Source organism: Paenibacillus sp. Dod16, from assembly GCF_049893405.1.
In the GTDB taxonomy this organism is placed as follows: domain Bacteria; phylum Bacillota; class Bacilli; order Paenibacillales; family Paenibacillaceae; genus Paenibacillus_AQ.
The window spans coordinates 41,775-66,307 of record NZ_JBNDYG010000024.1 but is presented as its reverse complement, the minus strand read 5'-3'; the positions used below and the strand labels follow the sequence as shown (position 1 = coordinate 66,307).

Here is a 24,533-nt window from a genome sequence, read left to right as displayed (position 1 = left end):
TAAATAGATAGAATTATGCTCATTTTTTATTTGTGCTCTATATCAAACAACTTGAAAAATATTATTCCTCCAAAGAATTAAAAGATTAGACCCTTTATGCACACATGTTTTTATATAGATACCAAGCAGAACGACCTTAATTTCCTCCAGTTTTGCATAATCACGAGGTAGTGTTATCATGTGTCCAACCGACTTAGGAGCAACCTGATGTGTTCCTGGACGAACCGGACTATCATCAATTCCATTAGCGATCCGCCAATACATTTCCGCCTTGATGTCAGAATTTTTCCCGAACTTTCTGCGCATCATCTGTTTTAACTTTCCAAGTGGCGTCTGAGCAACGCTGCCGATCGTAGGAAGTCCCATAACAGTAAAATGGCGAGTCATCTTACTCCCAGCCATGAACATGTCGCTGACGGGTCGTTTCCAGAGCGTCTCAGGGAGCATTTCTTTGGTCAAAGTGTATATGCCGGATGGATTCTTCTTGGCATAATTATCGCAAGCGGTCTTAGCTAGTATTTTCGTTTCGGCTATCCCGAACCGAGTATATACTCCTGTTGCCTCTTGAACTTGTGATTGGATCATATTGGCCAACTCTTCAGAAGACTCGGCAAATAAATGCATGCTCCCTGTAACATCAAGAAATTGTTCGTCTATGCTATACGGCTCAACTAAATCAGTAAAGGTCTTATAAATCTCTGTTATCTGCATAGAGACATCAATGTACTTTTGCATCCTGGGTTTAATAACAACGAGATCTGGACATTTAGCGAGCGCTTCACCCAGCCTTTCAGCAGTGGTTATGCCTTTACCTTTTGCAAGTGGGCAAGCAGCAAGAACAATTCCAGAGCGGCGCTCAGGGTCACCTGCAACGACCAAAGGGCGGTCTTTGTACTCGGGATGATCTGCTTTCTCTACAGAAGCATAAAAGGACTGACAATCCCCTAACATTATTACTCGGTTAGATGATTTCAAACTGGCCACCCCTTGTCCTCAATATTAAACCCAAGATAATTGTAAGATCTTTGCTCAATTTCAGCCTCGATGAGCCCCCATAGCATCGAAATCTTATGGCGATACCCTCTGCAGACAAATTCAACTTCTACCCCAATACTTGTTTTTTTATTTTCGTAAACTTTTAAACCAGTCTCGCGCATCTTTATGCGAGCTTTTGTTAAGTCCGTTAATGCAGCTTTTTGCAAACGGTCGATCATTACATTGGTAAGATCCACAGTTTTTAAATCTGATCGTGAAAGCAAAGAACGATCCTTCTCCAGTACATCGAGTAGGAGAGGAAGTAAAATATAATCCTTCACTAATTTAGTTTCGTTTAACTTAAGTCCGATACCCATATCTAATCCACCTCTAAAAGGGAACGTTTGTTTGTATTATAACCAAACATACGCTCCCTAATCAATGGATGATTTTGTTATAATTTGCGAATATATTCTCAACTTTTTATTTACAGTAGAAATGATAGTACAGACTTAACTCAAAATTATACATAAAATTGTATTAGTTGGCGTTAGAGAATGGATCATTTTGTCGTCTAGTGTATGAGTTCGGGGAAAGATATTAATACCTGGAATCCAGGTATTATAAGAGGGCCGTCCGAAAGGGCGGCTATTTTTGTTTTGGTTTAAGTTAATATTGATCCTTAAAGTGGCTAGACTTCAATCCGTACCATACCATTGTGTCTCACTTCATAAAAAGATGATTGTCGATGGCGTATCAATTCAATAAAAATAAACTGGTTTTAATTTCTCGAAAGAGATACAGATGATCTATAATTTATGTGAATTCGGTGATTTAGGGAAGTATGATATGCAAGTTATTAACGTCCGTATTTCAATGCCTAAGTAATTTAGTTGAGAGGGTGAATAAAATGTCAAAAGAAGAACTCATCGCTTTATATCCTTCCGAACCTTCAACGTTGTATATCTGGTTGTTTGGAGGGTTGTCGATCCTCCTTTTTTTATTTTGGCTTTCATTATTTCTATCCGAATATGTACTAGCAGAACTTAAACATGTCATTGGATTAGTTTGTGCAATATCTTTCCTATGCTTTCTCTTTTCCATGCTTAACCATGACTCTAAAGAAATTCCGAATCACAAAGAGGCTGTTCAAGCTTGGAAGAATGAAAATCTACCTACATATGCTCGTATGCTCCCAAACGAAGAGATCAAATATTTATACGCTGACATTAACTTCAATAAAGCTAAGGTTTCAGTAGATAGTTGCGTAGAGGTCAAAGTTCTTGAAGTTGATAGTGTTATGGTGTCGGAAACAAATGAAGATAAATTAGTGAAAGTTAGGCTGGAAGGATTATCGAAGTACGGTATTCCAGAGGATACCGATTATTATATTTTCTTTGGATCTACAGAAACACTTTCTACAAAGTAAAAAAAACATTAACGAGACTCCAAAGAAATTCAACAATAATCTAAAAAATAACATAGAAAGGGTTGAATTGAGGATGAGTGAAACAACCAAACTAAAACCCAAATACACTGCACTTGATATACATAATAAAGAATTTGATAGATCATGGTTAGGATATAAAGAAGATCAGGTCAATGAGTTCTTAGATGACATAATCAAAGACTATGAAATATTCAACAAAATTATAAAAAATCTTCAAGAGCAGAATAAAGAAATACCTATAAATAATAATAGTAGTACTGATTATATTCTTATGAGAATACGTGAACTTGAAAGATACTGCTTTGGAAGAGAAAGAGGGTAATAAGGACTACCGTTTTTTATCAAGGATTGTATTAGAACAGGAATTCCTTTTTCTCTAACAGATCTGTAAAACGAAGTGATGGTAAGGCCGTAGAACGAAGAATCATAATGAATATCAAATCTCACTGGGAGAATGATAAATTCATGTCACAAAATATAGTTGTTTTTTATGTACTACTCATGTTATTTGCGGCAGTTGTTGGATTAATCTTGCATATTAAAAAGAAGGAGAAGATTTCACTTTTGCATATCGGTTTTTATATTTCCCTTCCATTGGCTGCCATGATTGCCCATTGGATCTCTGTGAGGATGTAAATGTAAGAATGAAAAAAATTGCAATTGATAGACTGATACTTGAAGTGAAAGAGTACACAAGCGGAAGGGTGAGGACGTATTGAGAAGCATTCAGTAAAGTAACTCCAATACACGAAGTGGTGGAGGATAAAATCATTATCAAAAAAAGTGAAATTGAATCTGGAAGCTACCTTCAACATTTTGAGGAAAAACTGCAAAAAAATAAGACTCATCCCGAATACGATCCAAGAGATTTATTACTATATCTACTGATTGAAATTACGTCTAATGAGATTCATGATGATGAGACGGTGGGCACAATGGCGAAAGATCTAGTAAAAGCTTATACAGCTACATATTGAAAAGGAGGGTATCAGCAGTGCAAGTTTGAAAAGATTAAATTAGCATTGGACAATCATGCTCTTGACTGGATCGGTGTTAGGTTTAGTCCTGTCGGTATTCCTTAAGTAGAAAGAACGTCAGAAGAATTTATAGAGCATCAGAACGAGTATTTTTACGCTTATTATGCATCTATGCTTTTGAGGTAACTAAAGATTAAGGCTGATTTTATCCATAAGGAGGGAAAGGCATGATCGCAGAAAAATTACTCGAAAAGTTAGAGGCATATGAACAGTCGGCATATGATGGTGGTTTTGGCCAAGACTGGTTATCTGACATAGGCGAAGGTTTTAAGTTCTATGTTCAAGAATGCATCCAACAAGGTAAATCGGTTACGATCGCTGGTTTTGTAAAATACATAGACAACATGGCTTTGAAAAAGGTCATATATCAAGATGAATAGGGTGAGTATGTGACAAGAGGAAGAAAAAAGCGGCAGATTTGTATAATAGAGCAGGACTTTGGGAGACTAGATAAAAGGCAGCTGCTTTAAAAGTCGATTATGTTAATGCAGGAAGACTTAGAACAAAAGCTTTAAAACTTGCGACAGAAGCACGAAAGTTGGAAGAGGCAGAGTGTAAGAAAGGAAGAGTGAGCAATGGCAGTAATGATTCCGTGCACAGAGACATTAGACGGAGAACAAATCTATGTTGAGGATCGTGGCGAACAATATGTAAATCGGTATGATGCTTGGGTCAATATTGATGGCCCCAATTGGAGCTCTTTTAAGCAAGATATACACGCAATCGGGGAGACAGTTGAGGAAGCTGTTGCTAAATGTAAATTGGCTGCTATGAAATCAATTGAAGGAAATAAGAGAATATCAATAAAAGAAAATAAAAGTAACGATTTGTAATTCATCCGCTATGGAGGGAAACATGAGAAAACGTCAACGCAAGAAAAAGGTAGGCGATAATACCTATTAAAGATTATACAGTGAACTTGGGGGTGAGTCTTTTTGGAGAAGCAAACTGAATTAAGAGTCCTCAAATTCTTATCTACGTATCACTACAAATTCTTTCAAATAATGTTTGCGTTGCTTATTATGATGGCAACCAAAGGAATAGTAATTCCAGATATGAACGGTAGTAGAACGGCTGCTATAACCTTGTTGGTGGGCAACACGGTAGCAGGTGTTCTATTCCAATTTATAATTATAGCTCGGCACAATCGGATTGAACAGAGACTTCGAATCGGAAAGCCGGTCTACCATTAAACCACATATTGAATAAGGGAGTATACATAAATAGAGGAACTAATTATGTATAGGAGGCGCAACTTATATGGAATTGATTAAAGAGGCGCAAGTGTTAGGGGCTGTTGTTCTACTTTTTTTTGGATCAATGGGTTATATAACATCAAAAGGATATAAAGAAGTAGGCCAACTCGTAAGAGCACATCGCTTGTGTACCACATCCATTGTTTGTTGTTTGCTTACTTACTTACCACTTGGAGGGATAACTTGGGGCGTAGGTTCATTATTTCTTTAGCAACATAATGAATAGGAAGTGCTCATAAATGGTAAGTGTGTGGAAGTTATTTATTGCGGCTCCTTTAGCGTTTGGTTTGTTTGTAATATCGTTCTATTTATTTTGCCAAGGTATGCAAGCTGTGACTGATTGGCTATCAAAAGATACAAAATGAATAGGACGGTGTATTTGATTAATGGAAAATATTCAAACTCCCGCTAATGTAGAACATTCAAAATCGACCGATGGTACTGACTGTTATACGGTTAAGTTTAGTGGTACCGTCACTCAAGTAGATCATGTTAGACCCAACGATGAACTACTTCATTTGTTTAAGAAGGGAATACTAGCAGAGCGTGAACGGATCTGGGATGAGGGCGAAGAGATCGAAGAAAAAATCCTCAGAAGGCTTTTGCGTCAAGATGGGTAGGTCTTGATTAGTAGGAAACATATTGAATACGTGGTTGTGAAGGGGAGGACAAGCTAATGCCCATTAAAGTTGACCCGAAACTTATAATTGGAATCGATAGAACACTGGATAATCGTTCTGAAAATAAGGCCGAATTATGTTTTGAGTGCGGAAGTCGATTGGATGAATGCTGTAAAAATAATGTGATCCAAGACAGCAAGAAAACGACTCTATACGGGTACCTTTGCTGTAGCTGTAAATCGGAAAATGAAGCATTAGATGATGACTTAGCTAATAATCTTCAATGAATAAAAGTGTTCATAGAAAGGAACGTTTCTATGAGGAGATATGAATTGCTGGAATATACACAATTCACTAAAAATAAAGAGATGCCGAAAGAAATCATTAAATCATTAATGGATTTTCTAAAAAACAAAGGTTACGAGTGCGCCCTAAAAAATGATTTAAAAAAAGTTACCTACGGGCAGTTACGAGAGGAGCTTATGACGGTCTTAAACCCACCGGTACGTATCCAGGATATCTATAGACGGTTTCCTTGGAATGATAATGAAACTGCCTATCATGTTCGTTGGTATTTAGAGATTGACCCCACTCATGTGGACGCTGCTCAATCATTCCTAAACTCCCAGATTACGGATTATACTTTTCCTTTGCTCCTGGTAGAAGATGTCGATGTACTTCAATGAATACGGGGTTGTGAGAGGTGAAGATGGATGAAAAAAATCCAATGGCATGAATTAATCGTAATTTCAGGCAGCGTTGTCTCAGGTTGGCTGATTAAGAGCCTGATGCTGAAAAAAGAAATGAGCGATTGGTGGCTGCTGCCCTTTGTAATTGTAGTGTGCCTATTATTTAGCTGGATTGATATTAAACCTAGAAAGGGCCAATAAACACATATATTAAGTGAGATTGAAGAAAAATATAATGGTTATTCAATTCTGTTAGGGCAGGTATGCTACGACCTATTTAAAATGGATGGCCGTTTGCACTTACATCATAATATCCAGGAATATAACGGGAACAACTTTTGATTTCGTTACTTAGAAACATGATAGTAATTATGAAGATAGACAGGCTAAAGAATATCGCCGCGAAGAAGAAAAAATGTATTGTCGAAGATTATAAGCAACTGTACGGATGTAGATGCGATGAAACAAAATGAATAAGAGAGTGTATTAGGATGAATAGTTCGAAAAAGAAAAAGCGATCAATAGATGAACATATCCGTATGTTATGGGAGAGCGATCATCTTCCTTGGTGTAAAGAAATGGGGGATGATCCTGGTACGTTTGAAGATTACTCGGAGCAGCTTAGACCCCATATAAGCGAAGAGGATTTAGAAAGGGAAGAGAGTGATTGTGAAAACTATGCATGGATTCTAAATAAAAAGAAACTCATTGAATACCAAGTTGTTGGATGATGAAATGAAGACTTTATCAGTCACTTTGAAATTATAAGTGCTGTCGTATTCGCGGTAGGTTCACTATTTTCATTATCGTATTTTATTTTCACGGAATACGCTGGACTCTCGCAGAGAAGTTCAATGCCATAATTTCTTAAGAGTGTGAGAGATAAAAATGAGCCGTTAAGTACAAATAACGGCTCATCAAGTTACTCAGTTTTCTAAGTATACATACCCTTGATAATAAGCAATATAGAAGTCACCTGACTCCGTAATATCATACCTAGTCAGCACTCCAGCCCATTTACCTCTTGAATCATAAAATTCATGTAAGGTAGTTGCAGGGATAGTTGCATCTTTGGCAAATTTTCTCGTAACACCAGTTACATACTTTTTTTCAACTGCTGCTGCAGCAACAGAGTTTGGATTGATGGATAGTCCAGTGGTAGAAATGCTATCCGAGGCACTCGCAATACCACTCATAGATGCCAGAAGAATCGTTGAGACTAACAAACATTTGAGCACAAGATTTTTCCTAATCACACGACCAGCTCCTTAAAATGGGAATGATTTCTTAATAAAGATATCATTCCAATTTAAATTTCAAAAGTAATTATTTTACATATTTTTTCAATTATTATTAATTTTTATTCAGAAAGACAAGCAGTGGAAGCTGCATATGAAAAGATTTCAATAGAAAATTTTCGCTTGGAGTCCTAAAAACCTGTGAAAAAGTGCGTAGTAGTAAGTAATATTAAGATAGATCAAGAATTCGGAGCACTATTACTTAATTTCTTTCAGTTTTTGGCTGTAATCACTCCTGGTAAACCCTGGTTAGTCTTAGTATGATGGAAGTAATTTCAAAGCGCATCATGCACTGCACCAGAACATCGCGAACCTCGAAAACGCGAATCTCGTTCTGTAAGTCTGCTTCGTACAGACTTTGATGGCCCGGGTTCTCTTACAAAAGAGGCATGGTCTATCTTGACCATGCCTCTTTTTTCTACTTCTTATGATTATGCCGTGTGTAGGATCAGCAATGCGATTTTGGGATCATCACATCATTTTAGGAGGATGAAGATATGATCCACCCAAAGCACATTAATCTGGACTCCGTTACGAACCTACGCGGCTTTTTTCGTAACCAAGACGCTGCGCCAACCATTGTGGCCACCGGTCCATCCGGATCTGGGAAGTCGTCCACTCTGACTGCTGTATTGCCGAATTCAAGTAACAGACTACTGGCACGGAATGTGGGCATCAAACAAACGAGCTTAATCAACACCAAACTCATGCTGAATGGGAAACTGATGCAAGATAAGGTGTTGATTCGTATAAAGACGAAACCATTCGATCCTCTGCCTATTAAGGCCGAGTTGACCGAGACGCTTATCGAATTCATTTATTCCTACCGAGATGACCTTGAGGATACTGAAGTGGATGAAACAGTCCTTAGAAACATCCTAGATCCGAAAAACAGGGCGTATCATTATTACAGTTACGTTCAAATGAAAAATACAGACATAGTAACCGGATTTCCGACTCTTAATTCCCTTCGGGAAAAGCTTCAGAATCTGTATTTAATGGTCACGGATGGGCTTCGTGAAGAAGTCAGGGAACGCGAAAAGGAAGGGAAGTCGCTTCATCCCAAACCAAAGAAGCGCGACTTTTATGATAAAGTCATCAACGAACGGCTAGATATACGGTGCGAGGCGGGTATTAAATTGCTCTACCAATGGTTTGAACAATTATATGCATCCATAAAAACCGATATCCTTGAAATCTGTAACCAGCAGTTGCTGGATGAGGATCACATTGTGTTAGATAGTTTTGTAAATGCTGATCAGGTTGAGAATCTGATTAAACAAACATACGATCCTTCTAGTCCTTATTCTTTGGTTGTAGAGGAGCTCGCTTACGCGGTTGCGCCTTCAGATGATTTCCATGAAGCTTTTAAACGCGTGTATCCAGAATCTAAGTATCCCGGAAAACTTCTGAAGATTAACATTTTGGATACGCCTGGACTCACTCAAATTGGAGAGGAAAAAGACGATATTGAAAATGCCTTGAACCATGTGTTGACTCAACGTTTTGATGCCTTTTTGTTTCTATGTGGTGCAGATGAGCGTCCAACCATCTACGATATTTGTAAGGAGCTCCTGGCTTCGAATAAGAAAACTCTTGAGAACATGCCGAAAAAGATCTTACGTACTCGATCTGACCTTGTATTGTATGAGAAGATGAAGAAAGACCGGATGATAGCAATCGGGGACACGAATTTCATGAAGGGAGAGAGTACGGATTCCTACGCCCAGGCTGCGTATCAAGCATATCTGGATGAGCTGAAGCGGGAAGAGGATGAACTCTCACAGGAACTCGGCAGTTCAGATCTGATTGATTTCGTGTCTCTTGATTTGCACACTCTCAATAGCTTGACGGATTTCTTTGCCGAGAAAAACATGGGGAAGGAGAGACTTTTTGAGACTCTCTTGAGCCTCTCCCGTGAAGTATATGATGCATATATGCCCCCTTTGGCCGGCCGAATGTGGTTACAAGGAACAAACCCGCTTCATCCTGCCATGGAGAGTAACATGGACGGATATATGGTCCACGTACTGGATGAATTCTCCAAACATATGGTTGATCTCAATGAGAAGGAAGGATTGACGCAATACTTGAAATATGCAGATCCTAATAAGGTGTACCATGGTAGGTCGGTACAAACTTTCCTCTTTAAACACCGAATCGGGGTAGGGCATGTAACCCAGGCTAACGTGTATGCTGATTTTAGGTTGCACATCCGGAACATGCTTCAAAAGTGGATAATCGCATTTTTTCAAGATTGGAGCATGCATTTTGACATCTCCTTTGAAAACTTGAAACAGACTGAGACCGGAAAAAAGGCTATAAACGAAGCGCCGGAACGGCTTGTGGAGATTTACATTCAGCAAAAATCTCAAATTATCTCTAGGATCGCTATAGCGCTGAGTTACGATGCGTTTCGTACGGAGATGGAGAGCAAATATTATTTTAATTCGTGGGATAAAGGTTTCCATGAAAATATTCAACTGTTTCATTCGAAATTCAGCAACCGTGAATATTGGCGCGTAGAAATGCGGAAGTATCTGAAGAAAGAATTAGATAATCTACTGGACCGAATGTATTATTATGATTAATGATTAATCAGCGTGCCCGTTTTCCCTATGGGAAGCGGGCACACCTTGAATTTGAGTATTCCTTACGTCGTGCCTGTCATCTAAAACAACCCACCATCCAACCAAGTGAGTCCAAGATCGGTCGCCTCACGATCAGTCATAATAAATCTTGAACTCTATACAACCCATTTCCATTTAACATTTTCAACATAATTAACCTCTAGGTAAGAACGTTTGCTTCCGTTAATAATGAGGGCGTTTTGAAAATCAATATTTTTAGGAGGCTCTATACTTGAACGAAGAACTTTCTGTTCTTGAGTATGCGATATCAGCTATAATAACTCTGAATATGTTAATGTTCATAATTAGTGGGTTTAAGTGGCTTAATGCAGAAGACATGAAGAGAGTTTCAAAGTTTAAAACAAGGACATATTTATGGGGAATTTCTGCTTTAATACCTTGGCTGTTTATAATGGCTGCGGGGATAAATAACCAGAAAGACTCTGATCATGTTTATTACAACAACTGCTCTGAAGCAAGGGTTGCGAATGTTGCTCCTTTATATAAAAACGAAGCTGGCTACAGATACGCATTAGATCGTGATGGGGATGGTGTAGCATGTGAGTAAACCCGTCAGCTAAACAAAGGAGTGAGCATTAGTGATGGCTAAAAGATACTTACATGAACAGATCGTTAAAGCAAGAAGGGTACAGAAGTACACACAGAAGGAAGTAGCCTACATGATGGGTATGACCTTAACTGACATAAGGTAATTTGAGAAAATCGAAAAAGACATGAATGATGTTCTCTTGAATCCATAGCGCAACTAATTGGTTTGCCTCCTGATTGACTGAAAAAAGAATGGCGTAGAGTTTATAAGGAATTGGATGGAATTCAGACAGATTAGCCGCCTGAGTAAGCACTTCATGTAAAATCATTTCAAAAAATATAAAGGGGTAAAAGAGTCATGACTCTAATTGCAGGTGTTAAGGTCGGGAATTATGGCTGTGTAATTGGTGATTTTCGTTTAACAAAAACGAATACTGGTGAACAGTTTGATATTGCTCAGAAGTTTGTCTTTGTAGATAACAGTCTAGCTCTTTATATGGCTGGGGCGGTTTTCACCCTAGGCAATTTAAAAAACATACTTGAGCCCAAAATAAATCAGATTACGCTTCAAAACGTTGATGATCCTCATGGAGTGTTGTATCAGTCTATTATTGATTTTTTTGATCGACAGCCACATAATGTTCAATCGGCCATTATAGGAGTTTATTTAGATGTTGCTAGTGGGACAAATAAAATGTTCCGTATCGATGCATTATCAGATGGAACAAAGCGTGTTTATAATCTTGTTCCGGACTTATGTTTTGAAAATGAAGTAATAGGAAGCGGAGTTATAATTACGAACCAGTCAAAGTTTAAGGAAACGTTGACTCCGTTATCGAAGATATTTAAGAATGCACTGGATAAGGGTTATAACGTTCGAACTGCCACTGATGTGGTTGAGCGTGAAATAATTGGTAGACTGAAAGAACTTGGACCAACTGTTTACCAAATTGAAGGTATTTCTTCTGTGATGAATGTTTCTTTTATAGTCGGATCAGCATTAAGGGTAGAAGGAAGAACAGTTGAAGAATTTACCGTTGGAGAAAATAAACCACTGACTAAATGGTCTTACACATTTGGAAAAGACGATACTGGGAACGTCTTCCTCAAGGATAATTCTACGTCAAAAATTACACCGGTACACATGACAGATGAAAAATTCCCACCACACATGTTAAACCAAGAAGAAATCTTTGATCCGGGAAAGATTGAAGAGCGGGACAAAAGTCCTTTAATTAACAAGGACAACGATAGAAAATAGATGAGAGGGAGCAATGCGTTGACATTTGCTCCTTTTTTTATTTTTAATTTATTCGTTCGGAAACAGCCCTTTTCACGCTTAGGACAGGCAGAGAAGAAGAGAGTTTCAATAATGCGCTGATTGGGGATTGGGCCAGCTGTGAACACTACGATTAGCTCTCCGGTAACGGTGCTGCCGTCCACCGATATGGACCCTCGACGTTCAAGGAAACTGAAGGCTGGTCGATCGGACGTTACAATCCGCGAGCATGGAGTACAACCTGAACACCGGTATATGAGAACTTCTTCTCCACACACAGGCCCAGGGCAAGTCACGGTCGACTGGAATCCAAGCTCATGCTCAAGTCCAATATGACAACAAATGAGGTTCCGTTGATCGAGTTCATCAACATCGATCTCGGCGAAATGACCGTCCTTCAGCTGTTGAACAGCAGCTTGAACTTGAACGGGGATAGCAGAAGAAACGGACTGAATTTGGCTTGTATAGTCCGTTTTTCCTTTTATCGGTGAAATTGACCATGCGTCATTCGCCGTCTTCTATGTAGGAGATGATAAGATGAGATATAATGGAAGAAGCGAGCCGAATTCATCGGCTGAGAATTCTACTGTAGCGTTACACCGGGAAATATATTCTTATCCCTCTTAAAAGGAGTTGTTCATTTTGAAAATTGTCATTATGCTATTCGTTGTCTTTCTTATTATAGGTGCTTCTGAATTTCTTCCGAAAATTATTGGAGCAGACGGCGATTGGATTGCCTTGTACGTTTCAGCAGGGTTAATAGCCTATTTGTCTGGAGAGTTGTATGAGGTGAAAAGAAAAATGAATAAGTAATATGAGAGGAAGGTTTATTTTGGCCAGCTGTCGGCCGCGACCTGTGTGCTTGTTGGAGAAATTAAAACACTAAACAAATCACCGAGGGAGAAGAACGCAATTGAAAATAAGATTGCAGATAACCGAGTTTGTATTTTCATTATCATTCACTATGGCTATTATCGGGAGTTTTTTTGCTTTTCGAGCTAATATTCTCGGTACATCAATTTCTCTTTTTTTTTTAATAGCTGCTATTATTTATCCTATTGTCGAAGTAACCATTTCCAACAAAAGATACGGACACGGTATATGGTACAATCGGTTGTTTAATACGTTTGAATTTCATATTGGATCCCTCACGGATTGGAATATGATTGCCATAAGAGCGGCAAAAATTCGACGACTAGCTTTGAAAAAGGGGGTTAGTGTATTATTTTATACTGATCATTACAAGGAAGAACGGCTTCATGAACTGGCAAAAAATATGAATATTTCAATAGAGATTCGACGGGCAAATCCGTTGCAATGGTTGGCTTATAAATGTACAAGTATTGGGGCTACTTTCTACAAGATAGAGGCATGGAAACGTAAAAAGTATCCTTTAGTCCGCTGTATCATGGAGCCTGGCAATAACAAGAGTGGCCGTGAGACTTTAAAATGAAAGAGCGGATGTGGCGGCTGTGGTGGAGTCGATCAGCTGGACATAAATTCAAATCAAATAAAATTCGGGAGTGAATGAAGAATGGAGTTCAATTGTTCAAATGGAAAAACAACCTGGCAAGGGAAGATCAAAAACTATAAAGAGTATGGTAATCATTATTCGCTAGATATCAGTGCAAGGGGATCAGGTATTTCTCTTTATTTTGGTCAAGCGTCTTTTGGCCAATGGTTTATTTGTATCCCCGATTGGAATGCTGGATTGATTATTGGCGATCTTAGACAGGTTAGCTATAATGCAGAAAAAATTGGCGTGGCGATGGAGAATGATTATGATGGCCATTCTGTTGCCAAAGCATTATTCGTCTTTGCTGAAACAAAAAAAATTCAAGAAAAGGATGCCACTCAGGAATACTTAGATATTCTGAAAGCAGCTGGATTTAAAAACATTGATGAAGGATAGACCTATTTCGTTGCTGCAGCGACGTTACCCCTGGATATACCAGGACGTTGCGCAGCTGGGACGATGATCTATACGACTCCTGGTACCGAGGATCTGGAAGCTGCGGTGGAGCGCCGGCACCATTAATGAAACGTTTGAAGTAGTAACACAAATTAACCCTCATGGTGAGCGGAATGAAGAATGACACAAATCTCCCCCTGTAAATGGCGGTAATAGAGGCTATGACAACTCCCGGAATTGACGTGACCAATCCGCAAGCGTTGTCCGTGGCCTTCCCAATCGCTCGGCTATATCTACAAGAGAATATGTTCGCTTAATATCCATGACTCACCTCTCTTCCCGTCATCATCCGTCGTCAACCCTATCATGTCCATTCGTCACGTCGTTGTATGTTCGTCATTTAACTCAAAACCCCGTCGTCATTATGAATGGTACATTCAATGGCTTGATACATGAATCCTCTTTTGGCCGGAAAAGTTATACGATTGATATATAGGTCTTGCCCTAAGATATTCCAATTCAACCGGACATCTAAGTAACCACTTAAAAACCATTAAAATTTACAAATTAATCATTATTTTTATTAATTGTGGTAAAATAGAAAAAACAAGCACAGGGGGATTACTAATGGTTATGGGCCCTGAGAATCTAGATCAAATCCAACAAGATGTGTCTGAAAGAAAAGCAAAGGAAAAGCTTAATGGATTAAAACAACGTGGATTATTAAGCGATATGTTAATGACTCTAGGGGCTGCAGGGCTCTTTATTATTGTGGCTATTATCTTTGGGGTAATAATTTATACCATTAGATATTAACCGAAAAGGGTGAAAGAGCTATACGAAATGTTCTAAAGCAACATTGTCAATTAACAATTTCCGATGTGGAAGTTGTATTTGTCAATTAATCTTAATTACGTATAACTCAAGTTAGACGAAATCATAGTAAATGGAACTTATGTTTGGTACAATATATATGTAGTAGCAGCATAGCATAACACTATTTAATGCCGTTAAAGATTACATAGTCATCGGTTTATACGCAATTTTCCTATAAGCCACCTTTTTTGGAGGATATATGCAATACGAACCTAAGCATCGCTATCATGTAACATTTAAAAACGATAATGACGAATGGAAAACCGTCCCTATTTCCGTTAAAGGATTACTTAGAGACGGACTTAGATTTCTGGATCTAGTTAATGCAAGTGAGTGCTATGTGGATGACGTCATTCGAACTGAGAGAATCTTCTTTATTGAAAAAATTGGCGCGAATTTCATTATACAATTTCCTTTAGCTTTACGAGGCCAATCCCTTACGCAATTCGAAATTTACCAATGTATGCGTTATTAACTTTGAACTTGTGGAGGTCACAATGCACATCGACGAACGTAAACGCCTATTCAAAAAAACCGACAGCAAAATGATCGAACTCCCGTGGTACGCCCAGGAATACATAGAGCGCAGCAAGCGCAAGAAGTCGCCAAATACGCTGCTGAATTACAGTCTTGATTATATCTCATTCTTCAATTGGCTCATCTCCGAGGGCTTCTACCAAGGGGAGCGCGGGGATCTCCCGCTTGATGTGCTGGAGAGCCTTCGAGCAGCAGACGTCGAACGATACGCTGATTTCCTTTCGATTGAACATGGAAATTCAAAGGATACGATTGCACGTAAATTCGCCTCTCTCAAATCGTTATTCCATTTCCTGTCGCAGATTTCGGAAGATGATCAAGGATTTCCTTACCTGAAGCGGAATGTCATGATTAAGGTCGAGGCCGACAAGGAAAAACTCACAGTGGAGAAAAAGGCGGCTCGTATCGAGGATAAAATTCTGCGAGATGATGAAATTTTTGATTTTCGAGTGTTTGTAGCTGAAGGCTTCCAGGGCGTATGTGAGCCCAACAAGCGTATCTTTAACTCCCATATAAAAAACAAGGAACGGGATTTGGCTTTGGTCAGCCTTATTCTAGGGTCCGGACTCCGCATATCAGAAGCCCTCTCGCTTGATCTTGACGATATCGACTGGTTGAAAGCAAAAGTCTCTGTGACTCGAAAAGGCAATAAAAAGGACAGCGTAACGATTAGCGATATTGCACTTCAGGATCTCCAGTCCTATGTGGCGATACGAAAAAACCGTTACCGCGTCGGTGACAACCAGACGGCCGTGTTCCTCTCCCTCCCCACTGGACCGAGCGGAACCGTTAGCCGCCTGACCGTTCGGGCCGCGCAGAAAATGCTTGAGCGGTACGTTGATTCGTTCGGCCGGCCTGCTTTGACGATCCACAAACTGCGTCATACATTTGCGACGAAGTTTCATCAGGAGAATAATGATCTTGCCAAGTTAAAGGAGCAGCTCGGTCATTCCGATATGAACACGACTATGATCTATACTCATATTGCACAAGAGGATCGACGTCATTCGGTAAACAAGGCCGACAGTTGAAATTCTGTTATTAGAGCGAATAGTTAATCCCTAAGGTCTAGAACCCAGTAAGTGAGTTGATCTTGCTCCTCTTCCTTTTTTCATCCTTTATCGGCATCCTCAGAGTTTGATATATAGGTGCGCAAAAACACCTCCAAGGTTGTCTCCATTTCTAAAAACATGGACATCTCTTGAAGGTGTTTTTGTTCACGCAATAGGGTCAGTCCCGCTTGCTTCTTGGAAAGCTTTTCACTTTCTAGCCTTCATCTTTGAAGGTTAGACCGGAGAAATCCGTATACGATGATATTATTTTTATTTTTTTTCGTAATAATATCCTCTTATTATCAACTGTTTTGTATCTTCGGTCACTTCCTCACCAATATCTCCTCTAACAACTTCCTCTCGTGGAAATTGTTTTGGAAAAGGTGCATAATAAAATTCTCCATGTTCAGTTGCTACACTTTCCACCGGTTCTGTTCGAGCTTTTCTGTCGTATTCAATTTGCCAATCTGGTAATGCTTTTTTTGGTGGAGTGGTGTCATTAATAGTCGAGTCTATAACTTGCTTATTATCTATAAGTTCTCTGATTATAAAAAAAGCGCTCATTAATACAAAACAACATGATGCAATGATTATAGTTCTTCTTAAAAACTTCTTATTCATGATCACTCACCCCTTCTAAGATGTTATTTGTTGTTGAGGAAATACTTAAAAGATAGCATCAATATATCCATTCCCTGAAATTGGAAAATCGTTCAAATTTGTTACCATTACTTGGTATGTACCAGGAGGTACGTTCCATATCTCTTTTGTTTCGTTCGTATGTGTAAATCTCCCATAGATGAGGGCTGGCGTTCCAAAGTAATCTCTGTTGACGAGTGTATAATTCACAGAGGGGGCTTTGTTACTATTAGTAGCCCACTGAACAACAGTAATCTTGAATTTAGTTGCTGAAGAAGTGAATTCACCTGAGAAGTGGGCCCCACCAGATGGACCGGGTGGTTGCAAATTATCAAAAGCCCAAGACATATTAGCCATAGGTTTAATATTTCCTTCTGGTTGAGTTTCTGTGGGTTCTACCATCAATGATTCTATAGGAATAGCATTTCTTACTGCCTCGTGATATTCTTCCTCAGTAAGTTCACTTAGAATTGAGTCTGTATTCACAATTTCAGAATATGGCGGAAATCCATTTACCCAATCGTTTTCAGCAGCCTCTACATTAGAGACACTACCAGTATGTAAACCTACAGATGTCAATATAACTACCAACATTGTTACAAGCATTTTTTTCATTGAAAAATCCTCCTCAATCGTTATTTATGAAACTTTAGTAAATGTATCGTACTATCTCACAACCCCCTAACAATTGGAAGTGTTTACAAAACAACCTTAACACAATAGTTTATATTTGTAAAACAAGTAATATATTAGTAGATTGAGGTATTAAGTTTTATCAACCTAGTCGGTGTAATCATCCCTCTCCAATAAATAACGCATCTATTATGAACTTAGTTATGATTTTTCTAACGTTTCGTTTGTAGTCTATTTCCAAGAACTTCTCTGAAACGTAATAACATAACCGGGATTCACACAAAATTTATCGAAATATCGTTTAAATGCTGTTAATAGAGGATAGTTAATCCGAATTTAAGATATGAATAGTTTCAATTTAATTTTGTTTCATTATGGATGCTGATAACATAAGTAAAGGACACATCACTAACGAGAATGTGTCCTTTACTCATTGATCAACTACGAATCCGGATATCTGATGCTCACTGTTCAGGACCATACGCCTCAAATTCCCAAGATCGAATATCCGAATTTCGTAGCCCAAACCGTCCCAAACACCCGAACATACTATTTTGTTTGATCAGTCGAAAACTAAACGAAAACCCACCTCGTGAGGTGGGCTTTCGTTAGTCTTCTCCGTTTACCTAGCGATTCTCTATTGTTTTAGAGTAACTTGAATACGTCCGATCGCTATTCGATGATTTGAAACTCCTTCCAATCATCTGCAGCCTGCTCGTTGCTTTTGGTCAATAGTTTTAGACCGATACCAGTCACAAGTTTTCTGGTAGGGTAGTATGTGCGGTTATTCCAAACGATTTGATTTTTGGGGTCCAAGGTGTAGAATTTCTTTTGAAAAGTAACGGTAATCTTGTCGTTCTTTCCATCTAAGGTTCCGCTATCAAACAAGTTCCTGATAAAAACGAAAAAAAGTAAAAAACAGAATTCTAAACTAAATGAAGACCACTTTGGATGAAATCCCAAGTGGTCTTCAAGCTTTCACTTCAGTTTTGATATTCCAACCCTCTGCAGGATCCGTATACAATGATTACCTCAGTTTATGGATTTCAGTGCCTGAAATTTAATAACCCATTCTTCTGATCGATACGTTAACGCGTATCTGTCCCACTAAGAACAGAATTCAATATCACGATCACGTCGTTTCGAAGCCATGGGACGCGTAGAAGAATGATTTGAGAACGAATAAGGCGTGGCAAGGTATGGTTATTTACCTTTTAGTATATAGAAAAGCAAATTGCTAAGCCCATGATGACGATAAATATAAAGGAGCGTTCTCCCAAATTAAGAGCGCCTAATCAAAAGGAGAGAGTACCATGAAAAAACAATTCATCAAAATTGCAGGAATCGCACTGGCATCAGCACTTATGGTGAGTATGATGTGCATCAAGACACCTAACGCTCAAGCCGCTACAACTCAATTTTTCGATGTGAAATCGACCCACTGGGGCGCTAGCGCCATTACCAAAGCCGTTTCCAAAGGCTATGTCGATGGATACACGAACGGTACATTTAAGCCAGACGCCAGTGTCACACGCGCGGAATTCGTGAAGATGGTCGTCTCGGCCCTGGAACTTGAGACCACGCCAGCAAGCAGTAAATGGTACACGGAGTACGTTGAAGCTGCAAGCAAAGCAGGCCTTTACGCATCCGCCGATTTCAACGATAACGAAGCCGCTTGGACGAAAGTCATGACACGTGAAGAAATGGCCCGCGTTGTAGCTCGTGCGATCGGAGAAACGACAAAAGAAGATGACAAATGGATGTATCTCGCTACGAAAGCCGGTCTTATTAAAGGCGTCGGTATAGGGCAGATCGCTCCGAAAGGGATGACCACGCGTGCACAGGCGATCGTTGTGATCGAACGAATTCTTTCCAAGAAAAACGGCACTGACCTCCACGTCGATAAGTATGCGGTCGGCAGTGCTGAAATCGCATGGCATGGAACAAACATCTTCACCGTGATGCCGGAAATGTGGGTAACCACGGAAGCCGATCTGAGACATGCTAGAAAGGCCTCGGTCGAAGAAATGTGGAAAGAAGAACGTATGACCATCACGTCAAAAGACGGACTGTATCAAGGCAAGCTCGACGCACTTATTGCCATCGACCTTACTGATCCGAATGACCCTAACCTTGGGTTAATCAAGCCGATCAATACGCTCAAATGGTTCAATAACCGACCTTCGATCAAGAACCTGATGGTTAAAGACCAGAAAAACAGTTACGTCCTGTATTTCAAAGGTGGAACGGTATTCAATAAAGATACAAAAAGATATAACCCGAATACAATTCTACGATTCCAGGTCGATGGATTTGATAGTCCTGATCGCGATGCCTTTTTTAATAAAGGTGTGCTGAATACAGCTGCCCGCCTTTATCGCAATAGCTTAACCGACATTCCTGCCGTTATTATCCCCAAAAAAGGAACTGTTCAAAATTACAGCAATTTGGAAATTAGGCTGCAAACTCCAGCAGCTGGATGGTGGTTCAGTGAAATCGTCCCCCTCAGTCTGCGAGGAACTCGCGACGACGCCTAATGCTTGTCGGAACCGGCATACTGCTCCTAACTAGCGGTATGTTGGGTTTATTTCGTTAGAGTTTCAGATGCACTTGTCGGAGAGTCAGCTAAGGGTGTAGACAAAGAGTTGATCAGATTGTTAGTGCTCCCCATGATTCGGTGGGGTCGATTAAGTTGCTGAAAAAAGAGCTCAGTCCTTAGGAGAAGCCCAAGACTGAGAAGAAAAATCCAAGAGAAAAGACGAAGAATTGTTTCGAGATATAAAACTACGATCATTCTTACTTGAATGTCAACGATTTCCCTCCTTACTTCAATGCCGCCTTATCCTTTAATGACTATTCAGCTGTATATTAAAAGGCCGTCCATTCGGACGGCCACACCATCATTTACAACCACTTTAATTTTGTAGGTTCCTTCGATTTAGGTTTAGTCTCCATTTTACTTGATAATCAGATCGAGATGTCGAATTACCAGAAGCAAAAAGATCTTTAACTTCTGATGTTCCTAATCATCAAAACATTGTATCATTGGGTATATTTGTTAATTGTCGGGTATTGATTCTTTCAAGATTGCTTCTAATTCGGCTTGTATTTCCTCAGGTGTCATACTCTCTACTGGTTGGTATTCTCCATAAATATTAAAGTCACTGTCTTCTTTACTGTCTTTACTGTCTATGATATCTGTGTACAAACTTTTCTCATAGGCTATCAAGTCCTCATTTCGACCACTATAGCTGCTCGGTATGCTGTACAAAGACTCAAATGACTTCTCCGTCTCTCCTCCCTGACCATAAATATGGTACATGGCCAAGTGATGCATCATCTGAAGATCATAGCTTGGGTTGGGAATCTGATCAATGAAATCCCTTACGAGAGCGTATTGCCCCGAAGCCAAAAATTCATCAACTGTTTCCCAAATCTCTTCATCTTCATCTGTTGAACTACTTGTGAAACTACCTGCATGAAATGCATATGTATATTCGATCATATTTCCCCAGGTGTCATTGGAAACAACGTACTCACCAGTCAAATTTGCTCCTTGTTCTCCAATCAAATCTTGGACCGATTCGGGTTGCACATTTGCTGTGGGGGATGAGAGACGAAGATTATAGCTGCCAGGTGATAGCCCCTCCCCCTTATTGGTGAACCATTCACTTTCAAATAGACCATTAGTGATATAAACCTTAGTCTGAGAAGAGTATCCCTCTTCCCCAGACACGGATAAAATAAGCTCCATGTCATTCGGTAAATTAGTAGTTCCACTAAATTTGAGTCGATTATCAACATCGAACTCTTCTTTTACCGAAATGTTAATGGTAATATTGCTGGCTACAAGATCTTCCTTCGATGAGCAACCACTGATTACTAGTAGAATTGCACTTAGTAGTAACAATAAGAATCCTTCCTTGGACTTCAAACGTTCGGTATGTATATGTTTATCCCCCTCTCCAATTACTCTTTATATCGGAAAGATTTAAGAGATTACTGAACACAAATTACGAAAATTCCGATCCATAATGTTCACCTTAACTGGGGAGTATAAGACACCAAAAAGAGCCTACACTATAAGATTCTAAATATATTCACCTATTCTAATCTTAGTAGAATGAGAGTATCTAGTGCTGCCTTTAACTGCCGAGATACAAAAACGATAACTCATCCGAAGAACTTTTTCCTCAAATGTATATACTCTGGCTGCACGAGTAGCTCTTCTAGTTCTTCTCTTTGAATCAGTATTTTTTTATATGGAATAAAGTAATTCGTCTCTAACATAAGATCACTGTTAAACCAGTCAAGAAAATCACTTGTTATTTTCCGGTTTGTTACGAGTAAATAATAATCAGGTTTATGCATAAGGACCTTTATCATTTCACTGTATATTTCATCAATAGCCAAGGACGTGTTCTTATCTACCGAGTACTTACATTGAAGGATCCATCTCGTCGATGCGTTAACCTTAGGAAGCCAAGAAGCCATATTTATCTCAAATTGACCATCTCTTGCACGATCAACACCGGTACCTATCCGAGCATAATTTACGATATCCTTAGAATGAAGAATTAATTCATTTATAAGATCCTCAAAGGCATCCGACTGTTTAGTCCCTGAACAACCTGGTGGAACGTTTAGTTTCGACCAGTCAAACTCATAAGTCGTTTTTGAAATTTCTATATATTCATCTTTAGTTATTGGTTGAATACTTAATGTTGGAATTGGGACTTTTGTTTCTAAGTACCCCCGCTTGTTTTCCCAGTTGATACCCTCAATCTCTAGTAATGCATACTTATTATCATCATATTGGGTTAATACAATGACTTTATAGATTCCGTCTTTAAGTTCTTTTGTGATTTGTTTAAGCGCTAGCCGGCACTCATTTGTGTCTTTTTGCAGATGACTTGAAGCCACCATCGCATACTGCTCAATATTCTTTCTAAAAGACGATCCTTGTCGGAAAACAAAGCTTCCGTGTGCTAATAGTTTTGAACCAGATGACTGATAAATATAGCAACGTTCTCCATTCAGATCATCAAGAGAGGGAATTATGTCGTAGGTAGGTGAATGAGTATTCATTGGTCACGCACCTCTTCCCTGATTGGACGATGGTTAGGATAAACGAAGTACAGCCAATCCACTATGTCTTTAATCGTTGCATGAACGTTGCTATCCAGAATATCAAAATTAACCAACGTAGTCACAAAAACATTCTTGCAGAACACTTTGAAACGTTCCATAATACGTTCTTTTAATGCAAACTTTCCCGAGGTTTCACAAAGCATAAAGAACTCCATGAAGTCATCAAATAGCCAAGCTCTCGTATCTATAAATGTAACATCAGAACCTCTATAATTTGTTCCCGAAACGAAAACAGAACAAGCTGCTGCTAACGATCTTTGGTCCTGCGTGTTTCCAAAAAGACTTGTGATTACAGCCTTAAGATATTTCATCTGTTCTGATATACCCATTGATCGGAAATAATGCTCGAAGTTTTTAGCAGCTTGTAATATATCGGCCTTCCACTTCAGTTCAGTGTCATGAAAGCGAACTAAAAGATCCACTAATTCAGGATCTAGCTCATCAATGGATTTGGCAGATATATTTCCTTTTTTACTTGCATATGCATGATGCATTTTCTTTCTATCATGATTATAAGCCAGGTATTGATCTTCTATTATAAAGTTATGATCATCGTCTCGCGCCGAAAAGAAATACAATAGACTTAGACAGCTCGTGAGTTTTTCCTCTGCTAGTTGATAGGTGCTCTGAATGTCATTGATACCAGCCAGAATATTATGTACGAGTACCCAGATGTATTCTTTCTGTTGATCTTCTGAACTCCTCACAAGATGCGGCCTTTCAAAATTTTTTTGAAATGGAAGGCCATGTTGCCATCCTTCAAAAAGTGCATCCGACATAAATTCTATATCCTTCAAGTCTAGTCGAGAAAAACGGCTGTCAGCTTTAAGATCCTTTACATGCAGACATACTGTATAATTTACAATTTTCAGGTTCTCTTCGTACATCCAGTCAAATAGTTGTTTGAACTGCTCAGGTTGTAATGCGTCATATTCAGTCTTTATGATTAGTTCTGGATCGCCTTGTTCCAGAATTGCTTCAACTATTGCCAATCGAACAGCTTCAAAATAACGTCCTGAAAGGCTATTTTTTTCGTAGGTAGGTGGAGGCAAATTGTAAAGCAATGTGGTAAAAATCGCTCAAATAAAGGCTAATCCAACCCCTCAAATCAGATTCGCTCAGTTCATTTTTAAATAGATTCTCAAATATCTCGATATATCTTGCGGTTAAATGTTCAAATTCTCTAGAGTTTTTAATAAGTTCAGTCACATAATCATATATTCTACGTCCCTCTTCCAGAGGCTTCCCCACTCTCTGTTCGGAAGCAAAATAATGGATTATTAGCGTTTCACACTTTTTATAGATACTCTGAATAATCTTAACTGAGAGAACGCCTCCGTGATTATAAAGTACACAATCTAATAAAAGAGCATCGAACTTTTTTTTGAGTTTATCTAAAGTCTTTCCAATATGATCCGTAGTAAATATTCGATCATCAAAGGTGTACAATAGATTATTTCGCAACCGGTATAAAATAAAATATAATGGTTTTCTCTCAAGTTCTGGGTAACTTTCAAGATGCGTTTCGAAAACAACTCCGAGAACGCTAAGAATATCTGTCTGTTGATCTAATTCAAGATACTCATTGAAAGTAACTGATGGAATAAGTGGTTTAATATCTGAAGGCTCCTTTAAGTCTGTTACAAGCATCATTTCTTCCATCTTAGAAGTCAGAATGCTATCCAATAATTCCACAACAACTTGTGGATGGATATCAAATTCAAGTGGTTCTTCATCACTCTGGAAACCAAGGTGTAATTGAATATAGTCATATATATCATCAATTCCCATAGCTTCAGGAAAAACGCTAAGGTATTTTTTCCACAGCGAATACTCGACCGACTTAAGAAAATGTCTATTTTGGTTCAAGAGAATGTTCTCAATAGGCTCTGCAAAGGTTGCTGAATTAAAGGTTACTCTTTGAATTCTCTTGTACATAGATCCTCCATG

27 protein-coding genes and 1 pseudogene are annotated in these 24,533 nt (G+C 39.0%); 19 read left to right on the top strand and 9 right to left on the bottom strand.

What is annotated here, in order from left to right; all coding sequences use genetic code 11:
• Window positions 1–102: 102 nt before the first annotated feature.
• Together ACPV3A_RS17910 and ACPV3A_RS17905 are read right to left on the bottom strand one after the other, a co-directional pair.
• Window positions 103–951: pseudogene (locus ACPV3A_RS17910) on the bottom strand (DNA polymerase IV); the annotation flags it as partial.
• 20 nt (window positions 952–971) lie between these two features.
• Entirely contained in the window at window positions 972–1,352 is a 381-nt protein-coding gene (locus tag ACPV3A_RS17905) for a hypothetical protein (RefSeq protein ID WP_063477320.1), read from the bottom strand.
• A gap of 533 nt (window positions 1,353–1,885) precedes the next feature.
• Here ACPV3A_RS17905 and ACPV3A_RS17900 point away from each other — a divergent pair.
• The 9 genes from ACPV3A_RS17900 to ACPV3A_RS17860 all read left to right on the top strand — a co-directional run bounded on the left by ACPV3A_RS17900 (window position 1,886) and on the right by ACPV3A_RS17860 (window position 6,758).
• Window positions 1,886–2,404, top strand: a complete 519-nt coding sequence (locus ACPV3A_RS17900; protein ID WP_063477321.1) for a hypothetical protein — start codon at window positions 1,886–1,888, stop codon at window positions 2,402–2,404.
• A 73-nt stretch (window positions 2,405–2,477) separates the two neighbouring features.
• Window positions 2,478–2,747, top strand: a complete 270-nt coding sequence (locus tag ACPV3A_RS17895) for a DivIVA domain-containing protein (protein ID WP_063479673.1) — start codon at window positions 2,478–2,480, stop codon at window positions 2,745–2,747.
• Window positions 2,748–3,629: 882 nt separating this feature from the next.
• Complete coding sequence (locus ACPV3A_RS17890) at window positions 3,630–3,842, top strand: hypothetical protein (protein WP_063477323.1); 213 nt, start codon at window positions 3,630–3,632, stop codon at window positions 3,840–3,842.
• Window positions 3,843–4,037: 195 nt separating this feature from the next.
• Window positions 4,038–4,295: a hypothetical protein gene (locus ACPV3A_RS17885; protein WP_063477324.1), complete on the top strand. Its 258-nt coding sequence runs from the start codon at window positions 4,038–4,040 to the stop codon at window positions 4,293–4,295.
• 427 nt (window positions 4,296–4,722) lie between these two features.
• Window positions 4,723–4,929 (top strand): hypothetical protein, encoded by a 207-nt coding sequence (locus tag ACPV3A_RS17880; RefSeq protein WP_063477326.1) that lies wholly within the window; start codon window positions 4,723–4,725, stop codon window positions 4,927–4,929.
• Between the two features lie 175 nt (window positions 4,930–5,104).
• Complete coding sequence (locus ACPV3A_RS17875) at window positions 5,105–5,338, top strand: hypothetical protein (RefSeq protein ID WP_063477327.1); 234 nt, start codon at window positions 5,105–5,107, stop codon at window positions 5,336–5,338.
• A 332-nt stretch (window positions 5,339–5,670) separates the two neighbouring features.
• On the top strand, window positions 5,671–6,024 hold the full coding sequence (locus ACPV3A_RS17870) for a hypothetical protein (RefSeq protein ID WP_063477329.1): 354 nt from the start codon (window positions 5,671–5,673) through the stop codon (window positions 6,022–6,024).
• A gap of 27 nt (window positions 6,025–6,051) precedes the next feature.
• On the top strand, window positions 6,052–6,228 hold the full coding sequence (locus ACPV3A_RS17865; protein ID WP_156515010.1) for a hypothetical protein: 177 nt from the start codon (window positions 6,052–6,054) through the stop codon (window positions 6,226–6,228).
• Between the two features lie 290 nt (window positions 6,229–6,518).
• On the top strand, window positions 6,519–6,758 hold the full coding sequence (locus tag ACPV3A_RS17860; RefSeq protein ID WP_063477330.1) for a hypothetical protein: 240 nt from the start codon (window positions 6,519–6,521) through the stop codon (window positions 6,756–6,758).
• Between the two features lie 195 nt (window positions 6,759–6,953).
• Here ACPV3A_RS17860 and ACPV3A_RS17855 read toward each other — a convergent pair whose 3' ends face one another.
• Window positions 6,954–7,283 (bottom strand): hypothetical protein, encoded by a 330-nt coding sequence (locus tag ACPV3A_RS17855; protein WP_063477331.1) that lies wholly within the window; start codon window positions 7,281–7,283, stop codon window positions 6,954–6,956.
• Window positions 7,284–7,822: 539 nt separating this feature from the next.
• On the opposite strand from ACPV3A_RS17855, the gene ACPV3A_RS17850 reads away from it, so the two are divergent.
• From ACPV3A_RS17850 to xerS, 9 genes are all read left to right on the top strand, one after another.
• Window positions 7,823–9,916, top strand: coding sequence for a hypothetical protein (locus ACPV3A_RS17850; protein WP_063477332.1), 2,094 nt, complete (start codon window positions 7,823–7,825; stop codon window positions 9,914–9,916).
• Window positions 9,917–10,187: 271 nt separating this feature from the next.
• On the top strand, window positions 10,188–10,523 hold the full coding sequence (locus ACPV3A_RS17845; RefSeq protein WP_063477333.1) for an excalibur calcium-binding domain-containing protein: 336 nt from the start codon (window positions 10,188–10,190) through the stop codon (window positions 10,521–10,523).
• Between the two features lie 339 nt (window positions 10,524–10,862).
• Complete coding sequence (locus ACPV3A_RS17840) at window positions 10,863–11,765, top strand: hypothetical protein (RefSeq protein ID WP_063477334.1); 903 nt, start codon at window positions 10,863–10,865, stop codon at window positions 11,763–11,765.
• A 335-nt stretch (window positions 11,766–12,100) separates the two neighbouring features.
• Window positions 12,101–12,274: a hypothetical protein gene (locus ACPV3A_RS17835; RefSeq protein ID WP_156515011.1), complete on the top strand. Its 174-nt coding sequence runs from the start codon at window positions 12,101–12,103 to the stop codon at window positions 12,272–12,274.
• A gap of 151 nt (window positions 12,275–12,425) precedes the next feature.
• Window positions 12,426–12,596, top strand: coding sequence for a hypothetical protein (locus ACPV3A_RS17830; RefSeq protein WP_156515012.1), 171 nt, complete (start codon window positions 12,426–12,428; stop codon window positions 12,594–12,596).
• Between the two features lie 100 nt (window positions 12,597–12,696).
• The gene (locus tag ACPV3A_RS17825; RefSeq protein WP_063477335.1) at window positions 12,697–13,236 is read left to right on the top strand and encodes a hypothetical protein; all 540 of its coding nucleotides are present in this window, start codon (window positions 12,697–12,699) and stop codon (window positions 13,234–13,236) included.
• Between the two features lie 81 nt (window positions 13,237–13,317).
• Entirely contained in the window at window positions 13,318–13,695 is a 378-nt protein-coding gene (locus ACPV3A_RS17820; RefSeq protein ID WP_063477336.1) for a hypothetical protein, read from the top strand.
• A 627-nt stretch (window positions 13,696–14,322) separates the two neighbouring features.
• Window positions 14,323–14,511 carry a hypothetical protein gene (locus tag ACPV3A_RS17815; protein ID WP_063477337.1) on the top strand — a complete coding sequence of 63 codons (189 nt, stop codon included), beginning with the start codon at window positions 14,323–14,325 and terminating at the stop codon, window positions 14,509–14,511.
• A gap of 557 nt (window positions 14,512–15,068) precedes the next feature.
• Window positions 15,069–16,139, top strand: a complete 1,071-nt coding sequence (gene xerS / locus ACPV3A_RS17810) for a tyrosine recombinase XerS (protein WP_063477339.1) — start codon at window positions 15,069–15,071, stop codon at window positions 16,137–16,139.
• 291 nt (window positions 16,140–16,430) lie between these two features.
• Here xerS and ACPV3A_RS17805 read toward each other — a convergent pair whose 3' ends face one another.
• Window positions 16,431–16,781, bottom strand: a complete 351-nt coding sequence (locus ACPV3A_RS17805) for a hypothetical protein (protein WP_063477340.1) — start codon at window positions 16,779–16,781, stop codon at window positions 16,431–16,433.
• A 45-nt stretch (window positions 16,782–16,826) separates the two neighbouring features.
• A complete protein-coding gene (locus tag ACPV3A_RS17800; RefSeq protein WP_063477341.1) occupies window positions 16,827–17,414 on the bottom strand; it encodes a hypothetical protein in 588 nt (195 codons plus the stop codon).
• Window positions 17,415–18,745: 1,331 nt separating this feature from the next.
• Here ACPV3A_RS17800 and ACPV3A_RS17795 point away from each other — a divergent pair.
• Window positions 18,746–19,969, top strand: coding sequence for an S-layer homology domain-containing protein (locus ACPV3A_RS17795; RefSeq protein ID WP_063477343.1), 1,224 nt, complete (start codon window positions 18,746–18,748; stop codon window positions 19,967–19,969).
• Window positions 19,970–20,490: 521 nt separating this feature from the next.
• Here ACPV3A_RS17795 and ACPV3A_RS17790 read toward each other — a convergent pair.
• From ACPV3A_RS17790 to ACPV3A_RS17775, 4 genes are all read right to left on the bottom strand, one after another.
• The gene (locus ACPV3A_RS17790) at window positions 20,491–21,342 is read right to left on the bottom strand and encodes a hypothetical protein (protein WP_063477344.1); all 852 of its coding nucleotides are present in this window, start codon (window positions 21,340–21,342) and stop codon (window positions 20,491–20,493) included.
• A gap of 263 nt (window positions 21,343–21,605) precedes the next feature.
• Window positions 21,606–22,520, bottom strand: a complete 915-nt coding sequence (locus ACPV3A_RS17785; RefSeq protein ID WP_063477345.1) for a hypothetical protein — start codon at window positions 22,518–22,520, stop codon at window positions 21,606–21,608.
• Window positions 22,517–23,575: a hypothetical protein gene (locus tag ACPV3A_RS17780; protein ID WP_426200478.1), complete on the bottom strand. Its 1,059-nt coding sequence runs from the start codon at window positions 23,573–23,575 to the stop codon at window positions 22,517–22,519. The genes ACPV3A_RS17785 and ACPV3A_RS17780 overlap by 4 nt, the downstream gene beginning before the upstream one ends.
• A 31-nt stretch (window positions 23,576–23,606) precedes the next feature.
• A complete protein-coding gene (locus tag ACPV3A_RS17775) occupies window positions 23,607–24,521 on the bottom strand; it encodes a hypothetical protein (RefSeq protein ID WP_426200477.1) in 915 nt (304 codons plus the stop codon).
• Between the last annotated feature and the right edge of the window lie 12 nt (window positions 24,522–24,533).

Excerpts from the sequence above, each read along its gene's own strand:
- ACPV3A_RS17775 (WP_426200477.1), bottom strand. The coding sequence starts at position 24,521 with ATGTACAAGAGAATTCAAAGAGTAACCTTTAATTCAGCAACCTTTGCA.
- ACPV3A_RS17820 (WP_063477336.1), top strand. The coding sequence starts at position 13,318 with ATGGAGTTCAATTGTTCAAATGGAAAAACAACCTGGCAAGGGAAGATC.
- ACPV3A_RS17880 (WP_063477326.1), top strand. The coding sequence starts at position 4,723 with ATGGAATTGATTAAAGAGGCGCAAGTGTTAGGGGCTGTTGTTCTACTT.
- ACPV3A_RS17875 (WP_063477327.1), top strand. The coding sequence starts at position 5,105 with ATGGAAAATATTCAAACTCCCGCTAATGTAGAACATTCAAAATCGACC.
- ACPV3A_RS17795 (WP_063477343.1), top strand. The coding sequence starts at position 18,746 with ATGAAAAAACAATTCATCAAAATTGCAGGAATCGCACTGGCATCAGCA.
- ACPV3A_RS17835 (WP_156515011.1), top strand. The coding sequence starts at position 12,101 with ATGCTCAAGTCCAATATGACAACAAATGAGGTTCCGTTGATCGAGTTC.
- ACPV3A_RS17785 (WP_063477345.1), bottom strand. The coding sequence starts at position 22,520 with ATGAATACTCATTCACCTACCTACGACATAATTCCCTCTCTTGATGAT.
- ACPV3A_RS17860 (WP_063477330.1), top strand. The coding sequence starts at position 6,519 with ATGAATAGTTCGAAAAAGAAAAAGCGATCAATAGATGAACATATCCGT.
- ACPV3A_RS17865 (WP_156515010.1), top strand. The coding sequence starts at position 6,052 with ATGAAAAAAATCCAATGGCATGAATTAATCGTAATTTCAGGCAGCGTT.
- ACPV3A_RS17890 (WP_063477323.1), top strand. The coding sequence starts at position 3,630 with ATGATCGCAGAAAAATTACTCGAAAAGTTAGAGGCATATGAACAGTCG.
- ACPV3A_RS17900 (WP_063477321.1), top strand. The coding sequence starts at position 1,886 with ATGTCAAAAGAAGAACTCATCGCTTTATATCCTTCCGAACCTTCAACG.
- ACPV3A_RS17815 (WP_063477337.1), top strand. The coding sequence starts at position 14,323 with ATGGTTATGGGCCCTGAGAATCTAGATCAAATCCAACAAGATGTGTCT.
- xerS (WP_063477339.1), top strand. The coding sequence starts at position 15,069 with ATGCACATCGACGAACGTAAACGCCTATTCAAAAAAACCGACAGCAAA.
- ACPV3A_RS17895 (WP_063479673.1), top strand. The coding sequence starts at position 2,478 with ATGAGTGAAACAACCAAACTAAAACCCAAATACACTGCACTTGATATA.
- ACPV3A_RS17850 (WP_063477332.1), top strand. The coding sequence starts at position 7,823 with ATGATCCACCCAAAGCACATTAATCTGGACTCCGTTACGAACCTACGC.
- ACPV3A_RS17805 (WP_063477340.1), bottom strand. The coding sequence starts at position 16,781 with ATGAATAAGAAGTTTTTAAGAAGAACTATAATCATTGCATCATGTTGT.
- ACPV3A_RS17800 (WP_063477341.1), bottom strand. The coding sequence starts at position 17,414 with ATGAAAAAAATGCTTGTAACAATGTTGGTAGTTATATTGACATCTGTA.
- ACPV3A_RS17840 (WP_063477334.1), top strand. The coding sequence starts at position 10,863 with ATGACTCTAATTGCAGGTGTTAAGGTCGGGAATTATGGCTGTGTAATT.
- ACPV3A_RS17885 (WP_063477324.1), top strand. The coding sequence starts at position 4,038 with ATGGCAGTAATGATTCCGTGCACAGAGACATTAGACGGAGAACAAATC.
- ACPV3A_RS17905 (WP_063477320.1), bottom strand. The coding sequence starts at position 1,352 with ATGGGTATCGGACTTAAGTTAAACGAAACTAAATTAGTGAAGGATTAT.